Origin of the sequence: Kribbella sp. NPDC026596 (genome assembly GCF_040638415.1) — a bacterium.
Lineage (GTDB): Bacteria > Actinomycetota > Actinomycetes > Propionibacteriales > Kribbellaceae > Kribbella.
In genome coordinates this window covers 88,738-104,731 of the sequence record NZ_JBEZYF010000018.1, presented here as the reverse complement: position 1 = coordinate 104,731, position 15,994 = coordinate 88,738, and the positions used below count along the sequence as shown (strand labels likewise).

The following is a 15,994-nucleotide window of genomic DNA, read 5'->3' as shown; positions in this document are numbered from 1 at the left end:
GGTGGCGCGTTCCGAGGCGCGGCTGTTGGTCCCCGCCCTGATGTTCATCGCTCTGGTCGTGGCGGCGGTCGCCAGCCTCGGGACGCCGCTCATCACCAGCGTGGCGACCTCGTTCCACGTCTCGCTCGGCAGCGCGCAGTGGACGCTGACCGTCGCGCTGCTCAGCGGCGCCGTCGCCACGCCGGTCCTGGGCCGGCTCGGAGCCAGCCCGCACCGGCGGGCCACGATCCTCGCCACGCTGGCGGTCGTTGTCGCCGGCAGCGCGCTCACCGTGCTGCCGCTGCCGTTCGCGTGGCTGCTGGCCGGCAGGGCGGCCCAGGGCGTCGGGCTCGGGCTGACGGCGCTGATGATGGGCGTGGCCCGGGACCACCTTCCCGAGGAGCGCAGCGCGGCCGTGATCGCCCTGATCTCGGTGGTCTCGATCATCGGGGCCGGCGTCGGCTACCCGCTGGCCGCACTGCTCGCCGACCTCGGCGGGGTACGGGCCGCCTACGGCCTCGGCCTGGTCGTCACCGCCGCCGCCCTCCTGACCGCGTGGCGCTCCATGCCCGAAGCCCCCGAAGGCCGCTCCGCCCACGTGGACGTGGCAGGCGCGGTCGTCCTGGCCGCTGCGCTGCTCCTGGTGCTGTTCCTCGCCGGCGAACGGAATCTGTGGAGCCGGCACCTCGCCGTGGCGGCGGGCCTCGCCGTCGTCGCGGTGGTGCTGCTCTGCGTCTGGGCCGTCATCGAGCTGCGCAGCACGACGCCCCTGGTCGATGTGCGGGCGGTGCGGCACCCGGCGGTCGCCGGGGCGAACCTCGCCATGTTCGTCGGCGGGATCGGCATGTACCTCCTGCTCACGCTCATCACCCGGTACGCGCAGACGCCGCACGGCGCCGGCTACGGCTTTGGGCTGACGACCTTCGTCGCCGGGCTGGTCCTCATCCCGTTCTCGGTGCTGGGGTTCGTCGCCGGCAAGCTCACGCCGCGGGTCCGGACGCGGGTCGCCGACCCCCTGCTCCTGGCCGGCAGCGCCGTCGTGGTCGGCGGCGGGTTCGCCTTGTTCGCGGCGGCCCGGTCGGACCTGGCCGAACTGTTCGCGGCGATGGGCGTGCTCGGCTTCGGCGTCGGCGGCTTCTCGGCCGCGATGCCCGGCGTCATCCTGGCCGTCACCCCCAAGAGCGAGACGTCGAGCGCCATGAGCTTCAACTACGTCGTCCGCAGCGTCGGGTACTCCCTGGGCAGCGCCATTGGCGGCCTGATCCTCGCCGCGGGCACCGGCCCCGGCCACCTCTTCCCCGACGACAGCGCCTACACGACCGCGGCGCTGGTCGGCATCGGCGCCATGGCGATCACGACGCTGACAAGCCTCGCTCTCGCCCGCCGACGCTCGTCCGAAACCAACCCGTAAGTCAGATGCACTCATCCCAATACTGGAGGTTCCATGCCCAAGGGCTACTGGGTCAGCGTCTACCGCACCATTTCAGACCCTGAGAAGCTGGCTGCCTACAACAAGCTGGCCCGTCCGGCCGTCCAGGCCTTTGGCGGGCGGACCCTCATCCGTGGCGGTCGGGTCGTCGCCCACGACGCCGGAATCGCCGAACGCACCATCCTGGTCGAGTTCGACAGCTTCGAGCAGGCCGTCGCGGCGCGCGAGAGTGCGGCCTACCAGGAGGCACTGGTCGCCCTCTCCGACGGCGTCGAGCGCGACTTCCGCATCGTCGAAGGCATCGACTGACCGAGGTCCAGTCGGATCTTCACTGAAGGACTCTGTCGGGAATCTTGAGGACAGACAGTTAACGATCGTGACGTTGCGTCAGGCTCGTAGGAACATGATGCCCATGTTCCCGGGGGAGCCCCCATCGCTGCACCGCTCACCTAGGCGCAACAGCTCGTTTTGCCTTAGTGCAGAGAAGGAGCTGGCTCTCGATTCAATTCCTTGGTGTGCCGAACGTCGCCCTGTACTGGATCGGTCTCGCAGTCTGGGTGCTGTCCGCGGTCCGGCTTTAGCCACTACGTGGTCTTCATGCTGTCACCCTTCCTCGCGCCACTCGTCGAGCCTGGGCCGCTCGCGTCCAAGAGAAGTCGCCGATCGGGCCGCGGCGGACCTCGGGTACGGCGCGCTGCCGGCGGAGTTCATCACCGGCCGGGAGTACGAACGCGCGCAGTCCTGGGCAACCGCCCCTCGCCAGGGTCTGAAGGCCACTCAGCCGCTCGACACGGCGCGGCTGCGTGCTCTGAGCGGCGCCTGGCCACGGCTCCGCGGAACCGCCGCCAACCAGGCTGAGCCCAGCTCGAGTCGCCTGCGGACAATTCCGGCGCGGGCATGCGCAATCGGTGCACCCTGTTGTTGAAACCTCCGGGCCGCCGCGCCTTCAGCCGGCCTCGCCCGTGCTACCGGCGGACGCGTCACCCTGTTCGACGGCGCTCCGCGAGATGGTGCGGCTGCCGCCGGTCGCATGGGTGATCTCGACCCGGCGTGGCTGACTCCGCGGCGACGCCGGGATGGTCACGTGCAGGACACCGTCGGCGTAGTCGGCGGTGAGGTTCTGCGAGTCCACGCCCTCGCCGAGGGAGAGTTGCCGGGCGAACGACCCCTGGGATCGCTCGGCGACAATGACCTGCTGGCTATCGCGGTAGGGCGGGGTGCGCTCGGCCTGGATCGTCAAGGCGCCGGAGTCGACGGTCACCTCGATGCTGTCAGGATCGACGCCGGGCAGGTCGGCCTCGACGTGGTAGCTGCCGTCCTCGCCGCGGTAGACGTCCAGCGGCATCCCGAGGGGGCCGCGCGTCCCGCTTACGGCCATCGACATGAGCCGGTCGAGCTCCCGGGCAGGGTCACGGAACGGCTCAAACCTGAACACGGACATCGCAGGCCCCTCCTCGTGAGGTGTCGGCTCGGGGACCACAAACCGCCTCGGGCGACGCTGTCTCTCTCGGGACATGATAGTCCTCCTGGGACTCCGCATTCATGTCTCTCGGCCTCGGATGTCAGGAACGGCGAGACCCGCCCGAGGAGGTTGGTCGAGTGGGCTGGCTGTGCTTCTCAGTGGTGACCCGAACCCTTAGCTGTGTCACGCTGCAGGTATGTTCAGGCACGTCGTCCGAGACCACGACGGCATCCGGGAGTCGGATGAACCGCCCACAGATGTTCAGGTCGCTGGGACGTTGGACGTAACCACGATCGACGGGCGCCGCGTGACCTTCCATATCGTCGTAGGGCTGGGCGAACTGCGATACATGGTCGGGCTCGGTGGGGCGCTGCACATTCTCGCCGGTGAGCAGATCATCCAGACGTTCGGACCCGGCTACTGGGCCTTTGTCACTGGCGAGGCGGTGCAGGTCAAGGGCGACGAAGGCTATCTGCCGAGCCGGGGGTAGGGCCTACGCCGGCCGTCGGATGTGGCTAACCTGTCAGTCAGAGTTGAAGCCGCGTCTGGAAGGGAGCGCCGTCGAGGGGTAGCGCCTCGATTGAGGTCACCTCGACCAGCAAGGCGCCGTACACGGGGTTGGTGCCGCTGATGTGCAGGGTGATGCCCGTCTGCGCGTCCCGCAAACAGATTCCTGACTGTCGGGTGCCAGAGGTCGAACCAGTCGACATCTCTGCCGAACAGCGGTCCGCGGCGGGGATCGGCGCCGGATCCGCGCCGAGCCACGTGGTTGCCGAACGGAGGTTGCGCAGCGCTGCCACCTCTGGTGCCCTGCTCTCGCAGCAGCCCATGCTCATGGTCGTCGACCACGGTGCCCTGCCCCTGACGGTCTAGCACGGCCGTCGCCGGCAGTTGCATGTTGAGCGTCGCGAGCGCGTCTGCGTTCGACTCCCGCGGCCTGACGTTCAGGTACCTACGCGCGGGAACACGCGGCCACAGACCGCCGAGCCGTCCCTGACGCTCCCGCATGGCGGCAAGTCAGTGAGCTCAGGCGTGGTCGCGGGTGCCCAGTTCGGTGCGGGCGAGGAGCTCCACCAGTTGACCGACCGTTCGCTGTCGCAGCAGAGCCTCTGGCAAGGGTTTGTCGACCTGGACTCCGTACCGGTTACGGCGGCCGTTCTTGTCCTTGACCACGTATCCGGCTTCCACCAGATCGGTGACGATACCGAACGCCGCGCGCTCGGTGATGCCGAGCGTGCTCGCGATCTCCCGCAGCCGCACGCCCGGGTCGTGCGCGATGCACAGCAGCGCCTGCGCGTGGTTCGTCAGGAAGCCCCAAGCCATGACACAGAGCATACCGGATAATCAGATCTAGGAACTCTATTGCTAGTATTGAAATACTAGCGTAGGTTCAGTTGCGGAACTGGTCTGCGGGTTACGCAAGCCGCTCCACCACAGGAAGGCACACCATGCGCTGCACGCGCGTCGCTCTCTATGACATCAAGACCGGCACCTTCGACGAGGTAGTCAGCCAGGCGAAGTCCGGGATGGTTCCCTTGTTCAAGGACAGCAAGGGCTTCGTGTCCTACGAAGTTGCCCAGATCGCCAAGAACGCTTTCGTCTCCATCAGCACCTGGGAAACCCGGGCGCAGGCTGACGCAGCCACCGCAAAGGCCGCGGACTGGGTGAAGGCCAACAGTCGGGACCGTTTCGCCCTGCGCGACAACTACGTCGGTGACCTCGCCATCGACACCGGCCATCGCGAGCCGGCGCCGATCACCCACTAACCGTCCAGGTAACGAGCCCCGCCGCGCATCGCGGCGGGGCTCGCGCCGTTCCGCCTGTCCGCCGCCAAGGCGCTGCGACATGCTGACGTCGAGGTCACCGTCATCTGCCGCACCAACCCCATCTGTTCCAGCTGCTGCTCTACCAGGTCGTTTCCTTGGGGGCGACACCACCCGGCGCCGGCTTCAGGCTCACAACGTGATCGCGCAGCCGCGCGCCGACGGCGCCGCAGTGTCGGTCTCGTCTGTTGCCCGGGCTGCGCGGGTGCACCGCAACTTCATCCACCGCCACCCCGACCTGCATGCGGCCGCCGTAGCCGCCGCACGGCATCCAGCCGAGCCGGTTCCCACCAACTCTGCCGCCAGTGTCGCGTCGCTGCGAGCAGACATACTCAGCATGCGCGGTCACAACACACGCCTTCAGGAGCGGATCCAATCGCTGGAGCTTCGGCCATCGGAGGCCATAGGCGAGGCGGCGTTCCCGGCCGGTGGGCTTGGCGCACCAGACGATGTCCGCACCCTGCAGCAGTCGCTCGCCGACTCACACCAGCAGATAGTCGAACTGCGCCGTCAGCTCGAAGAACGCACCGACGAGCTAGCCGCAGCCCGCGCCGCGAACCGGGAACTCATGACCCAGCTCAACACCGCCCAGGCTGTCCCAGCCTGAACCACCCGCCAGAGAATCGGTTCGCTACGGCCAGAACCGACGCCAGACCTGGCGCTTGGCTTCAGCGAGAGCATCGACAACGTTTTGCCCGGTGTCGGCCCTCTCGGCGACCCCGAGCGCTTGGCCTACCTCCCGCCATGAGACGCCTTGCGCACGAGCCTCGTGGAGGGCCTCACCAAGCGCCTTGTCAATCGCCATCGATGCTCGACAGCACTCGCGCACAGCATCTAGCGGATCCTGCTCCCACCGGCCACGCTGCCGCAGCCGGAGGCGCGCACCGTGCCCCGAAAGGCGGATCCGTGGCGACCGTGCCAACACGGCGATCACCTTCCTCGGTCGACCACTTATCAGGGTAGACCTCGTACGTCAGTGTCGCCGGGCGCACCTCGCCACAAGGATCGGCGGCACCAGACTCCCGCTGGGTCACAATCCGCTGACCGTCCAGCAGGTTGGCGCCAATCGGTCTCCCGAAGCAGGCCCGAACCGACAAGCAGTGCGCTGGCGGGGTCAGGTGGTCAGCGGTCGACGGTGAGTCGGGCGACGGCGGCGTCGAGGTCGTCCTCGGTGGGCAGGGTGTAGACCCGGGTCGAGTCGAGTGAGGCGTGGCCGAGGAGTTCGGCGACGGTGACCAGGTCGGTGCCGGCGCGGACCAGGTCGGTGCCGAAGGAGTGTCGTAGCACGTGTGGCGTGACCTGGTCGGCCAGGCCGGCGGCGCGCGCGATGCGAGCGATGATCGTGTCGGCGGCACGCGCGGACAGTCGGCCACCGAACCGGTTGAGGAACACCGCGGGGGTGGTGTCGCTGCCGGGCCAGCTGTGACGCTCGGCGAGCCAGGCATCGAGTGCGGTGCCGACCTCGGTGTGGACCGGTACGCTGCGTTGTTTGCGGCCCTTGCCGCGGATCCGCAAGCGGCGGCGCCGCTGGGTGGTGGGCAGGTCGTTCAGGTCCAGGCCGACGGTCTCGGCGATCCGGGTGCCGGCCAGGCGCATCATCGCCGCCACCGCGCGTTCCCGCGGCGGCGCGGACTGGGCGGCTCGCTGCCAGCGCAGGTCGTCGTGACCGACCAGCGCCCTGGGGGCCCGCCGGGCGGGGAGGTCGATGCGGGCGACCTGGTCGCCGTCGAGCCTGCCGAGGCCGCGGCGGATCGCCAGATCCGATACGGCCGCGAGCGCGCCGTTCACGGTTGCCGGCGCCCGCTTCAGCGTGCCGTACAGGTAGGTCTTGTAGTCGCGGGCGGCCCAGGTGGCCGCAGCCGGGTCGGTGAGCGGGTCACCGTCGACGGCGGCATCGGCCAGCCAGGCCAGGTACATCCGCACCCTGGACAGGTAGGTGCGCCGGGCCTGTGCGGTCAGGTCCGCCCGGGCGAGCTCGCCGGCGTACTGGTCGAGCACCGCCACCAGCGTCGTCGGCAGCGAAGTTGGTCTGCGACCCCGCCGCCCGGGCGCCTTGCTCTCTGAACCGGTTGTGGGTGGTTCAACCGATGGCGGGGTTGTGTTCTCTGAACTCACAACAGCGATCATATTAGAGAATCCATATTCTCTGAACCGGCGTAGGATAGCGGTGTCCGGAACGACGACACTCCACTCCTGAGGTGCCAGCCACACCGGCTCCCCGCAAGGAAGACGCCATGGCCGTCTTGCACCGCACCCGGAAATCACCGAAGACCCCGGCGGATCCTGCTGACACGGCCGCCACGGATCCAACACCCGCAACGATCCCCACGCCCGCAGCCTCGACCGAGCCAGCAGCGGCACCGGCGCCCGCGCCGGGTCCGGTGCCCCGCACCCGCACGGGTGCCACCTGGGTCGGGATCTGCGCCGCCGTGCTCACGCTCGTGGTGCTGATCGTGTTCATGCTGCAAAACACCGGCCGCGTCGAGGTCAGCTTCCTGTGGATGGACGGGTCCGTGCCGCTGGCACTGGCCCTGCTGATCGCCGGCGTCGGCGTCGGCATCGTTGCCATGGTGGTCGGCACCGCGCGGGTAACCCAGCTGCGCCGGGTCGTCCGCGACCGCCGGCAGCGTCATTGAGCGGGCTCGTGTCCGTGGCGCAGCCGGCAGTGTCGGTCCGGGGAGAGCGCTGATCGGACGGCCACGGCCCACACAAGGCCCCGACTCCAATGGCGAGGGAGACGTCGCGGTGGCGGACATCAGCCGACCCAACGGGCATCGGGTCGTACCGACCGCACCTGCGCCCGTGCAGGTTTTGATCGGTGGCCGGTGGCTTACCGCCAAGGCGCACGCCGTCCGCGGCGGCGGCCGCCGCGGCGCACAAGTCCTGATCGCCTGCTACGGGCGCCTGGTCTGGATCCCCGCCGCACGGGTCCGCAGACCACAACACCCCTCACCACAACATCATGACTTTCCCGGCCAGCCGCCGGCCAAACCGCCGACCCGGGCAGACCTCGCGTCCGGAACCGGCGGCTCCGAAGACCAGCCGAAGAGGTGACACCACCATGGCGCGACCGCTCCACCCAATCCGAGGCCACAGCAACCGGGCCGACCAACCCGACCAGCCCTCCCAGCAGAACCACGACGAGACCGGCGGACAGGACCGGCCGGGTCCACCGATGCGCTGGCTGCCGAGCGAACCGTTCGCCCACCTCGAAGACATCTACCGGCGGATGAACCAGATGATGCGCAACCTGGCCGAGGACGTCGACTTGCGCTCGTGGCGGTCCCCGGTCGACATCGAGGAGACCGACGACGCCTACCTGGTCGAGATCGACCTGCCCGGCGTGCCACGCGACACCCTCACCCTCAAGTGGAACGACCGCCAACTCACCCTGCACGGCGAGGTCAAAGACCGAGAACGGACCGGCATCGTGCACCAGCAGGCCCGCCGTACCGGCCCATTCGACCACACCATCACCCTGCCCGGCGCCGTCGACGGCGACACAATCCAGGCCACACTGACAAACGGCGTCCTCACCGTCCACGCACCCAAGGCCCAAGCCGCCAAAGGCCGCCGCATCGAGATCACGGACACGCCACCAGCAGCGTCATCGACAGATGCGACCGAACCGACGGGAGGCGACTCAGCCAGCGACCCGCCACCCAACGGCGGATGAGCCGAAAACGCATCGACTTCGGGATGCAGTAGCCATGATTGTGCTCGCACCGACCCGCAGGGGCATCCGCTTCCGCCCTTCCGCGAACACCCGCAGCCGGGTGCTTTGGCCTGGGTCGGCCGGCGGCACGCTGAACGCGTCCAGCGCATCTCGCAGTACCTCTCCTGCCCGTTGCAACGCGCCCAGCGCCTCGCCGCCTGTCAGCGCCGTCGGCAACAGCTCCGGGCCCGCTTCCGCCGCCGCGCTCTGCTCGACTCGCGACAGCCCCTTGCAGCAAGTTCTCGGCGCGCCGGTACATCAGCGCGAATGCCGCGTCATCGGCACCAACCGCCAAGTCATCGCCGGACTCCTTTCAGCGCTCGATGGTCGCCCACCGCTATCAACGCTACGTTGCAGCACGCATGCTTCGAGCGGCGCTCCATAAGGGGTGCGGTGGCTGTTAGTCGCTAATGCCGGGCTTGGCTCCATGCCCGGTAGCGGGCGATGATCAGCATCCGGTTGATGCGGGTCTCGGTCGAAGCGTTGTGTGGAGGCGGAACGGAGTTGGGCTGCGTCGGCGTCGTGATGGCTGGGCGCCGGTGGAGGTGACTGGAGTGTCGTCTGTGCATGGCGAATCCCCCTCGTACGGGGCACTGCATAGGGCGCTTTCAGTGTGCGCCGTGATCCCGCGGTTCGTCACCTTCGAGCCAGGCGCGGCTGGCCTGGCGCGACGCGGCTCCGTATTCAGGGTTATGGCACGGGTCTCAGTACGAGCCGAAGTACGACGGCTTCCTTTCCTGCACTGGTCGAGGGTCGGCTCGTGTACCTCAGCCTGTGAGGCCCGGCGTCCGTATCGCGGATGGTTGGAGCTCACCAGGTCAAGCGGCGGTGGCGCGCTTTCTTTGGAGGCGTTGCTGGTCTGGCCATTTGACGTCGTATGCCCAGCCGAGTCGTTCGAGTTGCTTGATGAGCCAGGCGTTGATGTCGACTTGTCCTTTGAGTACGCCGTGGCGTGCGCACGTGGGGTCGGCATGGTGGAGGTTGTGCCACGACTCGCCTTGGCTGAGGATGGCCAGCCACCAGACGTTTCCTGACCGGTCGCGGGATACGAAGGGTTTGTCGCCGGTGACGTGACAGATCGAGTTGATCGAGAATGTGACGTGGTGCATCAGGGCGATGCGGACCAGGGTGCCCCAGAAGAATCCGGTAGCGGCGCCGTGCCACGACCTGTCCCACAGTCCTCCGATCAGCGCCGGTGCTAGCAAAGAGATCGCCGCCAGTCCGCGGAAATGCCGCGAGATCGATACCATGTCGTGGTCGTTCAGGAGGTCTGGGGCGTAGTGCTTTGGGTCGGCGCGGTCTTCACCCCATAGCACCCAGCCGACATGGGCGAATATGAATCCTTTGGTCACCGCCCACGCGGTGGTGCCGTAGCGCCAGGGGGAGTGTGGATCTCCGTCTCGATCGGAGAACTTGTGGTGTTTGCGGTGGTCGGCGACCCAGCGGATGACCGGACCTTCGAGGGCCAGACTCCCGGCGATGGCGAGTGCGATCTTGAGGCCACGCTTGGTCTTGAAGGATCCGTGGGTGAAGCCGCGGTGGTAGCCGGCGCCGATGCCGGTCGCGGTGAGCGCGTAGAACGCGACCAGTAGCACGATGTCGTGCCAGTTGATCCATCCGCCCCACGCGAAGAAGATCCCTGGCAGCATTGCGAGCGTTGGCACGACGATGAACACCCAGATGAGTCCGCGTTCGAGCTTGCCGCCGACGGGTTGGAATTCGCCCGGCGGCGAATCATCGGAACGTGCTGCTGAAGTCATGGTCCACTCCTAGATTCCGGACGACACCTGAGCACGGGTGGGGCTTAGTGAGCCCCACATGGGCGGCCCAAGAACCGGGCGTCGCGAACCCGGCCTTCCTTCATCCGGCGGCGATCGTCCGCGCTCGGCGCAACTCGGCCCGACATCACGCAGGTGGCGGATCACCACGCCGTACGACGCGAACGCCGAGGCCTCCACGGAGGGCGGCACCTGGTGCGCCGCGCAGAAGCGTCGCACCACGGGTTGCGCCACCCGGAGATTGGGCCGCGGCATGCTCGGGAACAGGTGGTGCTCGATCTGGTAGTTGAGGCCGCCCAGCACGAAGTCGACGAACGGCCCGCCCCGGATGCTGCGGGAGGTGAGCACCTGCCGCAGCAACGGGTCGGCGGCCTGCTCGGCGGTCCCGATCGGGATCCCCTTGTGGTTGGGGGCGAACGAGCAACCGAGATAGACACCGAGCAGCCCCTGGTGGATGACGAGAAACACGCTCGCCTGCAGCCAGGTCATCGTGGTGACCAGCAAGACCGCATAGCCGCCGAAATGGACGCCGAGCAGCGCGAGCTCCGTGGCTCTGGCCCGGATGCCCGGCCTCAGCAGGGCGCGGACGCTGGAGACATGCAGGTTGAGTGCCTCGAGCAACAGGAGAGGAAAGAGCAGCCAGGCGGCCGCGCCCTTCCTCGCGGCGGCCTGGGCCGCGTCGAATACCAGGATGCCGGGCAGGACGTCCGGATCGGCCTCGAGGTCGTTCGGATTGGCGTGGTGGGCAATGTGCTTGTCAATCCACCAGCCGTAACTGAGCCCGTTTAACAGGTTGGCGTTCAACAGGCCAAGCAGCATGGTCGGCACACGCTTGCGGGCTATCTGGTGGTGGCCGGCGTCGTCGCCGAAGAAGCCGATCTGCGCCGACATGATCGCCAGCGCGACCGCGAGCAGCATCAGCCACCAGGAGTCGCGCAGCAGCGCCATCGCGGTGACGACGCCGGCGAGGGCGATCAGATTGGCGACCAGCAGGACGGCGTAAGAGCCCGGCCGTCGCTGTTGCAGGCCAAGGCGGCGGATCTCCCGGGCCAGCTCCCCGTAACCGCTGGTGGCCGGGGCGGCATTGGCACTTCGCACGCTGATGGACATCCCTGGACTCCGTTGATCCGCGTCCTCGCCACCGGGTCCAGGGCAGCCGTTCATCTCAGCGTACGCCGGAATAGCTCAGGCGAAGGCCGCCCTGTACCTGTTCATCCGCGTGGATTCGCGACCAGATCGGTCGGGCGGGCAACGCCTGTGCCCCACCCAGCCAACGATCAGACACACCGGTCCTGTCGCCCACGGCCCGACCCGATGAGCGCGGTACAGAATGCCGTCCCCGTCCTCAGCGTCAGCCAACCGCCACTCGTCCACGACACCTCGCGGGGCGACTGGGTGGCGACCCTGACGCCCTCCGTCTTCGAGCTCACCAAGCCGTTCCGGACCGATGACGAGGCGCTGCTGACACTATGGGACAGGGTGCGGAACCTCGACGACCGCATCGAGGAATCCCTCGCGAAGAACGGCTACTCAGCTGTCCTGGGGAGTCGCTCCTCACACGCCAGAGCGAGGACGAGATCGTGCTCTGCCTGAACTACGACGGGCTCTACGGCATCAACAACGTGAACCGGTTCCTTCAGGGGAGCAATCCCAGTCCCGCTGTGAGCTGAGGCGAGTCCATCTACAAGGTCAACGACCCTGTGCTGTTCAACGACTCCGACCGGTTCCGACCCGTCATCTTCAATAACATGAAGGGCGCGATCGTCGCCATCGACCGCGCGCCCGGTCGGATCACGTTCGACATCGACCTCGAACGGGACGTCACATCAGGCGATGTGACCGGCACGGATCTGCGCTGGGTCGAGGGCACCACGGCCCAGTTCGACGTCTTCGAGCGCGCGAGCAGCGACGATGACGACGAGACGGTCAACACGTTGATCCCATTCCAAATTGCATACGCCGTGTCGATCCACAAGGCTCAAGGCCTCGAATTCGACTCAGTCAAGGTCGTCATCACCGACGCCAACGAGGAACGGATCTCTCACAACATCTTCTACACGGCGATCACCGAGCTCGCCAACGGCTTGCCGTGTTCTGGACACCGGAAACGCAGCATCGGATCCCCAGCCGATTGACCGTGCGCGAGAACACGAAGGACGAGAGCCTGCTGAAGCTCGCCGAGGGATCACGCCGCTCGGGAAGCGGCCAAAACTGCAGAAGACGCGCCAACGTCCCTAGACGCAGACTTTTACATTGGCAACCGCAGGTGTCCATCCTGCGAACGAGAGCATGCGGGCCGCTGTCTTGCGGCCCGATTCATCGGTGGAGGCTCGATCCCATGACACCCGAGCTCACCCTCCCCACCGGCGGCGCCTGGCCGGTCACGATCGGGAGCGGCGCGTTGTGCGACATCGACCTCGAGGCCGGTGCGGTCACGCGCGGTGCCTTCAGCCATCGACCGCCGCCTCACAAACCTGTGGCGGCACGTCACCGTCCGCGTTGGTGCAGCCTTGGTTCGACTGGCTCGGAGCACGAGTAGCATCCGGGGGTGGCATCGGTCTCCGTACCTGAGAAGACGCTCGAGCACTGGTCGAGCCTGTACCTGGCGTACCGGTACAAGTCGAATGCGGCACTGTGGTGGCCTGCCACGGGCGAGGACATCGACATCGACTGGTTACCGTCTCGGCCGGGCAAGGCTGTCCAGATCGAGCTCAAGACCTTGACGATGACCGGTCCTGACCTTCAGGACGTCAAGGTCGACCTCGGACAGCTGTGGGAATACCACCATCGACCGCTGAGCCGCCAGCCGTTCTATGCCTTCCCGCAACCCGACTGGACCGGCGAGCTTGCGCAGGAAGCGCAGCAAGACGGTGTGCCTGTGACTGAGCTGGCGTTCCGTCGCAGTGGACCGGCCTGGTGGTTCGCCGAGTGGATGGTCCTACTGACCACAGCCGACGTTGCCCGGGCGCTCTCGCCCGAGCTCACCAAGCACGGCTCGCCGAAACGCGGAAACCGCAAGCGACTGGTGCGCTACGACTTCTCACACAAGAAGCGCCGACCAGCCGCGGCCTGGGGCGCAACCGGGACGATGCCGCCACAGTCGTGCATACCGTGGCGCCAGTTCTGGGGAGCGCTTCAACTGTGCGGACAGACCGACTGGCCTCAGCTCATACGTATCCCACGTCATTACCTTTCGGCGCGTCCGCGGCACACCGCCGACGAGATGCGCCATCTGCTCCGGAACGTGGCGAATGCTGCCGAGTTCCTGGCCAGCGACCTGGTCACCCTCGTGCCCGACTCGGACGGCGGGTTCGTGCTCGAGCAGGACGACGAACGGGCCACGGTACGCGAAACAGACCAGACAGCGGACGGCACCGAGGACAACCGTCAACTGGTGTTCCTCGATGCGAGCGTGATGTCGGGGAACTAGCCGCCAGACGGCCGGCGTGGCACCGAATGCCTCGCCGCCAGCCTGGCGTTGAGGTTGTTAATGGCCTCCAGCAGGCCGTCCATCGCCACGGTGCCTCCGTTCGGCGATCCTGCGGCCTCAGTAGCGAGCTCACTCCAGGCCAGCATCAGCGGCGACCACCACTCCTCGGCTTCCCGGAAATGATTGGCTATCGCGTAGTACTCCCGAATCGCCTTGCGGTCCACCGGGGCACCTGGGTTGCGATCGAGATGATCGACGGCCAGCAGACCCGGATCCGTGTAGAGCACCGACCTCAGATGGCGCAGCCGGGCAACACGCTCCGCATCCTTTCGATTCTGCGCCGCGGCCCGCGCCGCGTCCGCGCTCACCCCGAGCTCAACTTTGGCCGTCAACCTTCGGTAATAGCCGTCCGCGCAGTCGCTCGGGCACCCTAGCTCCGCGTTGATCGCGGCCTGAGCCGCCGATAGATCGTCGGCGGCGTACGCCCTCGAGATGTTGGACGCGCTCTCGACAACCCGTGTCCGGACCAGGCTCTCCCGATCGAAGTGATCCTTGCGACTGGGCACGAACCTGACGATCACGCGGGCGTCGAAGTCCACGCCGTCGAGTGAGGTACGAAGCCTGTTCCTCTCCGGGAACGCCAACTCGACCCGCCGTCTGCGCCACCTCATATAACCGTGTGGGCCTCAGGTGGCGCAGTATCTCCGGCAGCGACCAGCTTCACCTTCGATTGGATGTCTCCCTCAGGATCGCGTCCCGAGAACCGATCCTGGCCGCCGAAACGTGCGAGGAGTCTATAGAGCGCCATACCCGCGCCTTGCTGGACAGCAGCCGCTGCTACGGCGTCCACAACACGTGCGTAGTGAGTCTCGTCGAGGCTCGCCTTGGCCAGGATTGTCAGGATCGCATCATGCGTGATGTCGTCGGCCAACGCCTCCCCAAGCACAAGCTGCAGATCGATCTCGGCCGCTTGCTCGCTCAGCAGCCAAGGCAGACTGCCGGCATCCGCACTCACGAGCGCACGCAGCGCAAGCTTTGCCGAGGGCTTCGAGGCATCCTGCTTCAGCCACGCCGCCGCGCTCGCGATGAACTGCGTTCGCGCCCCCGGATGCTGTAGAGCCGCTTCGAACGCCGCGAGAACAGACACGCTGATCTCCTCCTTGCTCGTCTCGTCGGCAACGCGCTGCAGCCGTCGCACGGCGATCTCCGATCGCTCACCATCCAGCAGCAGTCGCTCTGCCACCGCGACGACGACGCCCTGCAGCTCCTCGTTGAGAGCCCAGTCGTAGAGGACGCGCTCACACCGACGTCGCATGTGAGGATCCTTTGCCCCGTCGTACAGGACGTCGGCGAGCAGCCACGGGCAATCCTGCTCGATGGCAAGCTTCTGCATCTTCTTCTTGATGAAGTCCACGTCCTGGTGACGGCGTACCAGCTCGGACAGCCATTCCTTCGCGACCTGTTGCCGCCCCGCGTCCTTGACCGCAAGACGGATCAGCCACTCAGCGATCGGCGGGCGCGACGTCGGATAGTTGTCCCAAACATAACGGACGGCCGCATCTCCGAAAGCGGACTGCTTAAAGGCGACGATTTCACCCGGGCGCACGCGCGCTTTGATGCGGTCGATGCGCCCACGGAGCCCGGGGCCGCCGAGGGCCTCGTACGCCGAAACTTTGCCATCGTCCCTGGGCTGCGCTATCCGCTGAAGGTACGCGGAGAGGGATTTGCTGACCGAATCCAGTTCGGCAAGCTGAACGCTCCGAAGGCACCCGAGAGCGATGAGCAGGCAACGATCATCGTTCGACAACAGCTCTGCCTGCGACGGGGTTTCAGACGGTACGAACAAGCCGTTCAGCTCGCCGGTGTGATTGTCGAGAACCTTCGCAAGGTGATCACACCACTCGGCTTCATCCTCTTTGACGGACAACAAGGCCCATTCGTGCAGGATCGTCTGCGCAGCCTCGGCAGCCTGGACTGCGCTCAACTCCTGAAGATGCGGCTTGACCTTCGGGTCGTTTAGGTGCGGCACCAAGGCCGCAGCCGACTGCTTGATTCGACGCTCGATCAGGCTCAGTGAGTCCGGTGCCTCGTCGAGCCGGAGAACATGGATGCCCGCGATCGGTTGGCCCGCGACTGCCCGCCAGAGGTCAGCTCGAACGGTCAGCACCAGGCGAGCCTGCATGTCCCGGTAGCAATCCGCGAGCTGCGTCAGACCGCCCAGGAACTGCGGGGACAGCCGGTCCGTGTCCGGATCGCGGAGGTCGAGAATGTGCGCGTACCACGGCCGCGGGCGAAGGACCGCCGTCGTTGGACCGTCCCAGTCGCCAGGCTCGAAGGTTGTGAGCTGCATACCATCGGCGCCTCATGAGCCAGCAACT

General features: G+C 67.0%; 18 protein-coding genes. 10 read left to right on the top strand and 8 right to left on the bottom strand.

What is annotated here, in order from left to right:
* Nucleotide 1 precedes the first annotated feature (1 nt).
* Together AB0E63_RS17595 and AB0E63_RS17590 are read left to right on the top strand one after the other, a co-directional pair.
* Nucleotides 2-1,390: an MFS transporter gene (locus AB0E63_RS17595; RefSeq protein ID WP_360366595.1), complete on the top strand. Its 1,389-nt coding sequence runs from the start codon at nucleotides 2-4 to the stop codon at nucleotides 1,388-1,390.
* A 33-nt stretch (nucleotides 1,391-1,423) separates the two neighbouring features.
* Nucleotides 1,424-1,717, top strand: coding sequence for a DUF1330 domain-containing protein (locus tag AB0E63_RS17590; RefSeq protein ID WP_360366594.1), 294 nt, complete (start codon nucleotides 1,424-1,426; stop codon nucleotides 1,715-1,717).
* A gap of 637 nt (nucleotides 1,718-2,354) precedes the next feature.
* Here AB0E63_RS17590 and AB0E63_RS17585 read toward each other — a convergent pair.
* Nucleotides 2,355-2,849: an Hsp20/alpha crystallin family protein gene (locus tag AB0E63_RS17585; protein WP_360366592.1), complete on the bottom strand. Its 495-nt coding sequence runs from the start codon at nucleotides 2,847-2,849 to the stop codon at nucleotides 2,355-2,357.
* 217 nt (nucleotides 2,850-3,066) lie between these two features.
* Here AB0E63_RS17585 and AB0E63_RS17580 point away from each other — a divergent pair, with 217 nt between their 5' ends.
* Entirely contained in the window at nucleotides 3,067-3,360 is a 294-nt protein-coding gene (locus tag AB0E63_RS17580; protein ID WP_360366590.1) for a hypothetical protein, read from the top strand.
* 37 nt (nucleotides 3,361-3,397) lie between these two features.
* Here AB0E63_RS17580 and AB0E63_RS17575 read toward each other — a convergent pair whose 3' ends face one another.
* Together AB0E63_RS17575 and AB0E63_RS17570 are read right to left on the bottom strand one after the other, a co-directional pair.
* On the bottom strand, nucleotides 3,398-3,535 hold the full coding sequence (locus AB0E63_RS17575) for a hypothetical protein (protein WP_360366588.1): 138 nt from the start codon (nucleotides 3,533-3,535) through the stop codon (nucleotides 3,398-3,400).
* A 361-nt stretch (nucleotides 3,536-3,896) separates the two neighbouring features.
* Nucleotides 3,897-4,193 (bottom strand): MarR family transcriptional regulator, encoded by a 297-nt coding sequence (locus AB0E63_RS17570; RefSeq protein WP_360366586.1) that lies wholly within the window; start codon nucleotides 4,191-4,193, stop codon nucleotides 3,897-3,899.
* 125 nt (nucleotides 4,194-4,318) lie between these two features.
* Between AB0E63_RS17570 and AB0E63_RS17565 the strand changes: the two genes are divergently transcribed.
* Nucleotides 4,319-4,636 (top strand): antibiotic biosynthesis monooxygenase, encoded by a 318-nt coding sequence (locus AB0E63_RS17565; protein WP_360366584.1) that lies wholly within the window; start codon nucleotides 4,319-4,321, stop codon nucleotides 4,634-4,636.
* Nucleotides 4,637-4,832: 196 nt separating this feature from the next.
* Complete coding sequence (locus AB0E63_RS17560; RefSeq protein ID WP_360366582.1) at nucleotides 4,833-5,300, top strand: hypothetical protein; 468 nt, start codon at nucleotides 4,833-4,835, stop codon at nucleotides 5,298-5,300.
* Nucleotides 5,301-5,815: 515 nt separating this feature from the next.
* Here the strand turns inward: AB0E63_RS17560 and AB0E63_RS17555 are convergent.
* Entirely contained in the window at nucleotides 5,816-6,691 is an 876-nt protein-coding gene (locus AB0E63_RS17555; protein ID WP_360366581.1) for a tyrosine-type recombinase/integrase, read from the bottom strand.
* Between the two features lie 236 nt (nucleotides 6,692-6,927).
* Here AB0E63_RS17555 and AB0E63_RS17550 point away from each other — a divergent pair, with 236 nt between their 5' ends.
* The 3 genes from AB0E63_RS17550 (at nucleotide 6,928) to AB0E63_RS17540 (ending at nucleotide 8,369) form a co-directional block, all read left to right on the top strand.
* Nucleotides 6,928-7,329 (top strand): hypothetical protein, encoded by a 402-nt coding sequence (locus AB0E63_RS17550; RefSeq protein ID WP_360366579.1) that lies wholly within the window; start codon nucleotides 6,928-6,930, stop codon nucleotides 7,327-7,329.
* Between the two features lie 109 nt (nucleotides 7,330-7,438).
* On the top strand, nucleotides 7,439-7,747 hold the full coding sequence (locus AB0E63_RS17545) for a hypothetical protein (RefSeq protein WP_360366577.1): 309 nt from the start codon (nucleotides 7,439-7,441) through the stop codon (nucleotides 7,745-7,747).
* A 7-nt stretch (nucleotides 7,748-7,754) separates the two neighbouring features.
* Entirely contained in the window at nucleotides 7,755-8,369 is a 615-nt protein-coding gene (locus tag AB0E63_RS17540) for an Hsp20/alpha crystallin family protein (protein WP_360366575.1), read from the top strand.
* An 857-nt stretch (nucleotides 8,370-9,226) separates the two neighbouring features.
* Here the strand turns inward: AB0E63_RS17540 and AB0E63_RS17535 are convergent.
* Complete coding sequence (locus AB0E63_RS17535) at nucleotides 9,227-10,168, bottom strand: fatty acid desaturase (protein WP_360366573.1); 942 nt, start codon at nucleotides 10,166-10,168, stop codon at nucleotides 9,227-9,229.
* A gap of 9 nt (nucleotides 10,169-10,177) precedes the next feature.
* Entirely contained in the window at nucleotides 10,178-11,296 is a 1,119-nt protein-coding gene (locus tag AB0E63_RS17530) for an acyl-CoA desaturase (protein WP_360366571.1), read from the bottom strand.
* Nucleotides 11,297-11,886: 590 nt separating this feature from the next.
* Between AB0E63_RS17530 and AB0E63_RS17525 the strand changes: the two genes are divergently transcribed.
* Entirely contained in the window at nucleotides 11,887-12,321 is a 435-nt protein-coding gene (locus tag AB0E63_RS17525; protein ID WP_360366569.1) for an ATP-binding domain-containing protein, read from the top strand.
* Nucleotides 12,322-12,734: 413 nt separating this feature from the next.
* The gene (locus AB0E63_RS17520) at nucleotides 12,735-13,616 is read left to right on the top strand and encodes a hypothetical protein (RefSeq protein ID WP_360366567.1); all 882 of its coding nucleotides are present in this window, start codon (nucleotides 12,735-12,737) and stop codon (nucleotides 13,614-13,616) included.
* On the opposite strand, the gene AB0E63_RS17515 is transcribed toward AB0E63_RS17520, so the two are convergent.
* Both AB0E63_RS17515 and AB0E63_RS17510 read right to left on the bottom strand, forming a co-directional pair.
* On the bottom strand, nucleotides 13,613-14,287 hold the full coding sequence (locus AB0E63_RS17515) for a hypothetical protein (protein WP_360366565.1): 675 nt from the start codon (nucleotides 14,285-14,287) through the stop codon (nucleotides 13,613-13,615). The two genes, AB0E63_RS17520 and AB0E63_RS17515, sit on opposite strands and share 4 nt — an antisense overlap.
* Nucleotides 14,284-15,966, bottom strand: a complete 1,683-nt coding sequence (locus AB0E63_RS17510) for a hypothetical protein (protein ID WP_360366563.1) — start codon at nucleotides 15,964-15,966, stop codon at nucleotides 14,284-14,286. The genes AB0E63_RS17515 and AB0E63_RS17510 overlap by 4 nt, the downstream gene beginning before the upstream one ends.
* Between the last annotated feature and the right edge of the window lie 28 nt (nucleotides 15,967-15,994).

Excerpts from the sequence above, each read along its gene's own strand:
- AB0E63_RS17580 (WP_360366590.1), top strand. The coding sequence starts at position 3,067 with ATGTTCAGGCACGTCGTCCGAGACCACGACGGCATCCGGGAGTCGGAT.
- AB0E63_RS17510 (WP_360366563.1), bottom strand. The coding sequence starts at position 15,966 with ATGCAGCTCACAACCTTCGAGCCTGGCGACTGGGACGGTCCAACGACG.
- AB0E63_RS17550 (WP_360366579.1), top strand. The coding sequence starts at position 6,928 with ATGGCCGTCTTGCACCGCACCCGGAAATCACCGAAGACCCCGGCGGAT.
- AB0E63_RS17570 (WP_360366586.1), bottom strand. The coding sequence starts at position 4,193 with ATGGCTTGGGGCTTCCTGACGAACCACGCGCAGGCGCTGCTGTGCATC.
- AB0E63_RS17515 (WP_360366565.1), bottom strand. The coding sequence starts at position 14,287 with ATGAGGTGGCGCAGACGGCGGGTCGAGTTGGCGTTCCCGGAGAGGAAC.
- AB0E63_RS17530 (WP_360366571.1), bottom strand. The coding sequence starts at position 11,296 with ATGTCCATCAGCGTGCGAAGTGCCAATGCCGCCCCGGCCACCAGCGGT.
- AB0E63_RS17565 (WP_360366584.1), top strand. The coding sequence starts at position 4,319 with ATGCGCTGCACGCGCGTCGCTCTCTATGACATCAAGACCGGCACCTTC.
- AB0E63_RS17590 (WP_360366594.1), top strand. The coding sequence starts at position 1,424 with ATGCCCAAGGGCTACTGGGTCAGCGTCTACCGCACCATTTCAGACCCT.
- AB0E63_RS17540 (WP_360366575.1), top strand. The coding sequence starts at position 7,755 with ATGGCGCGACCGCTCCACCCAATCCGAGGCCACAGCAACCGGGCCGAC.
- AB0E63_RS17535 (WP_360366573.1), bottom strand. The coding sequence starts at position 10,168 with ATGACTTCAGCAGCACGTTCCGATGATTCGCCGCCGGGCGAATTCCAA.
- AB0E63_RS17585 (WP_360366592.1), bottom strand. The coding sequence starts at position 2,849 with ATGTCCGTGTTCAGGTTTGAGCCGTTCCGTGACCCTGCCCGGGAGCTC.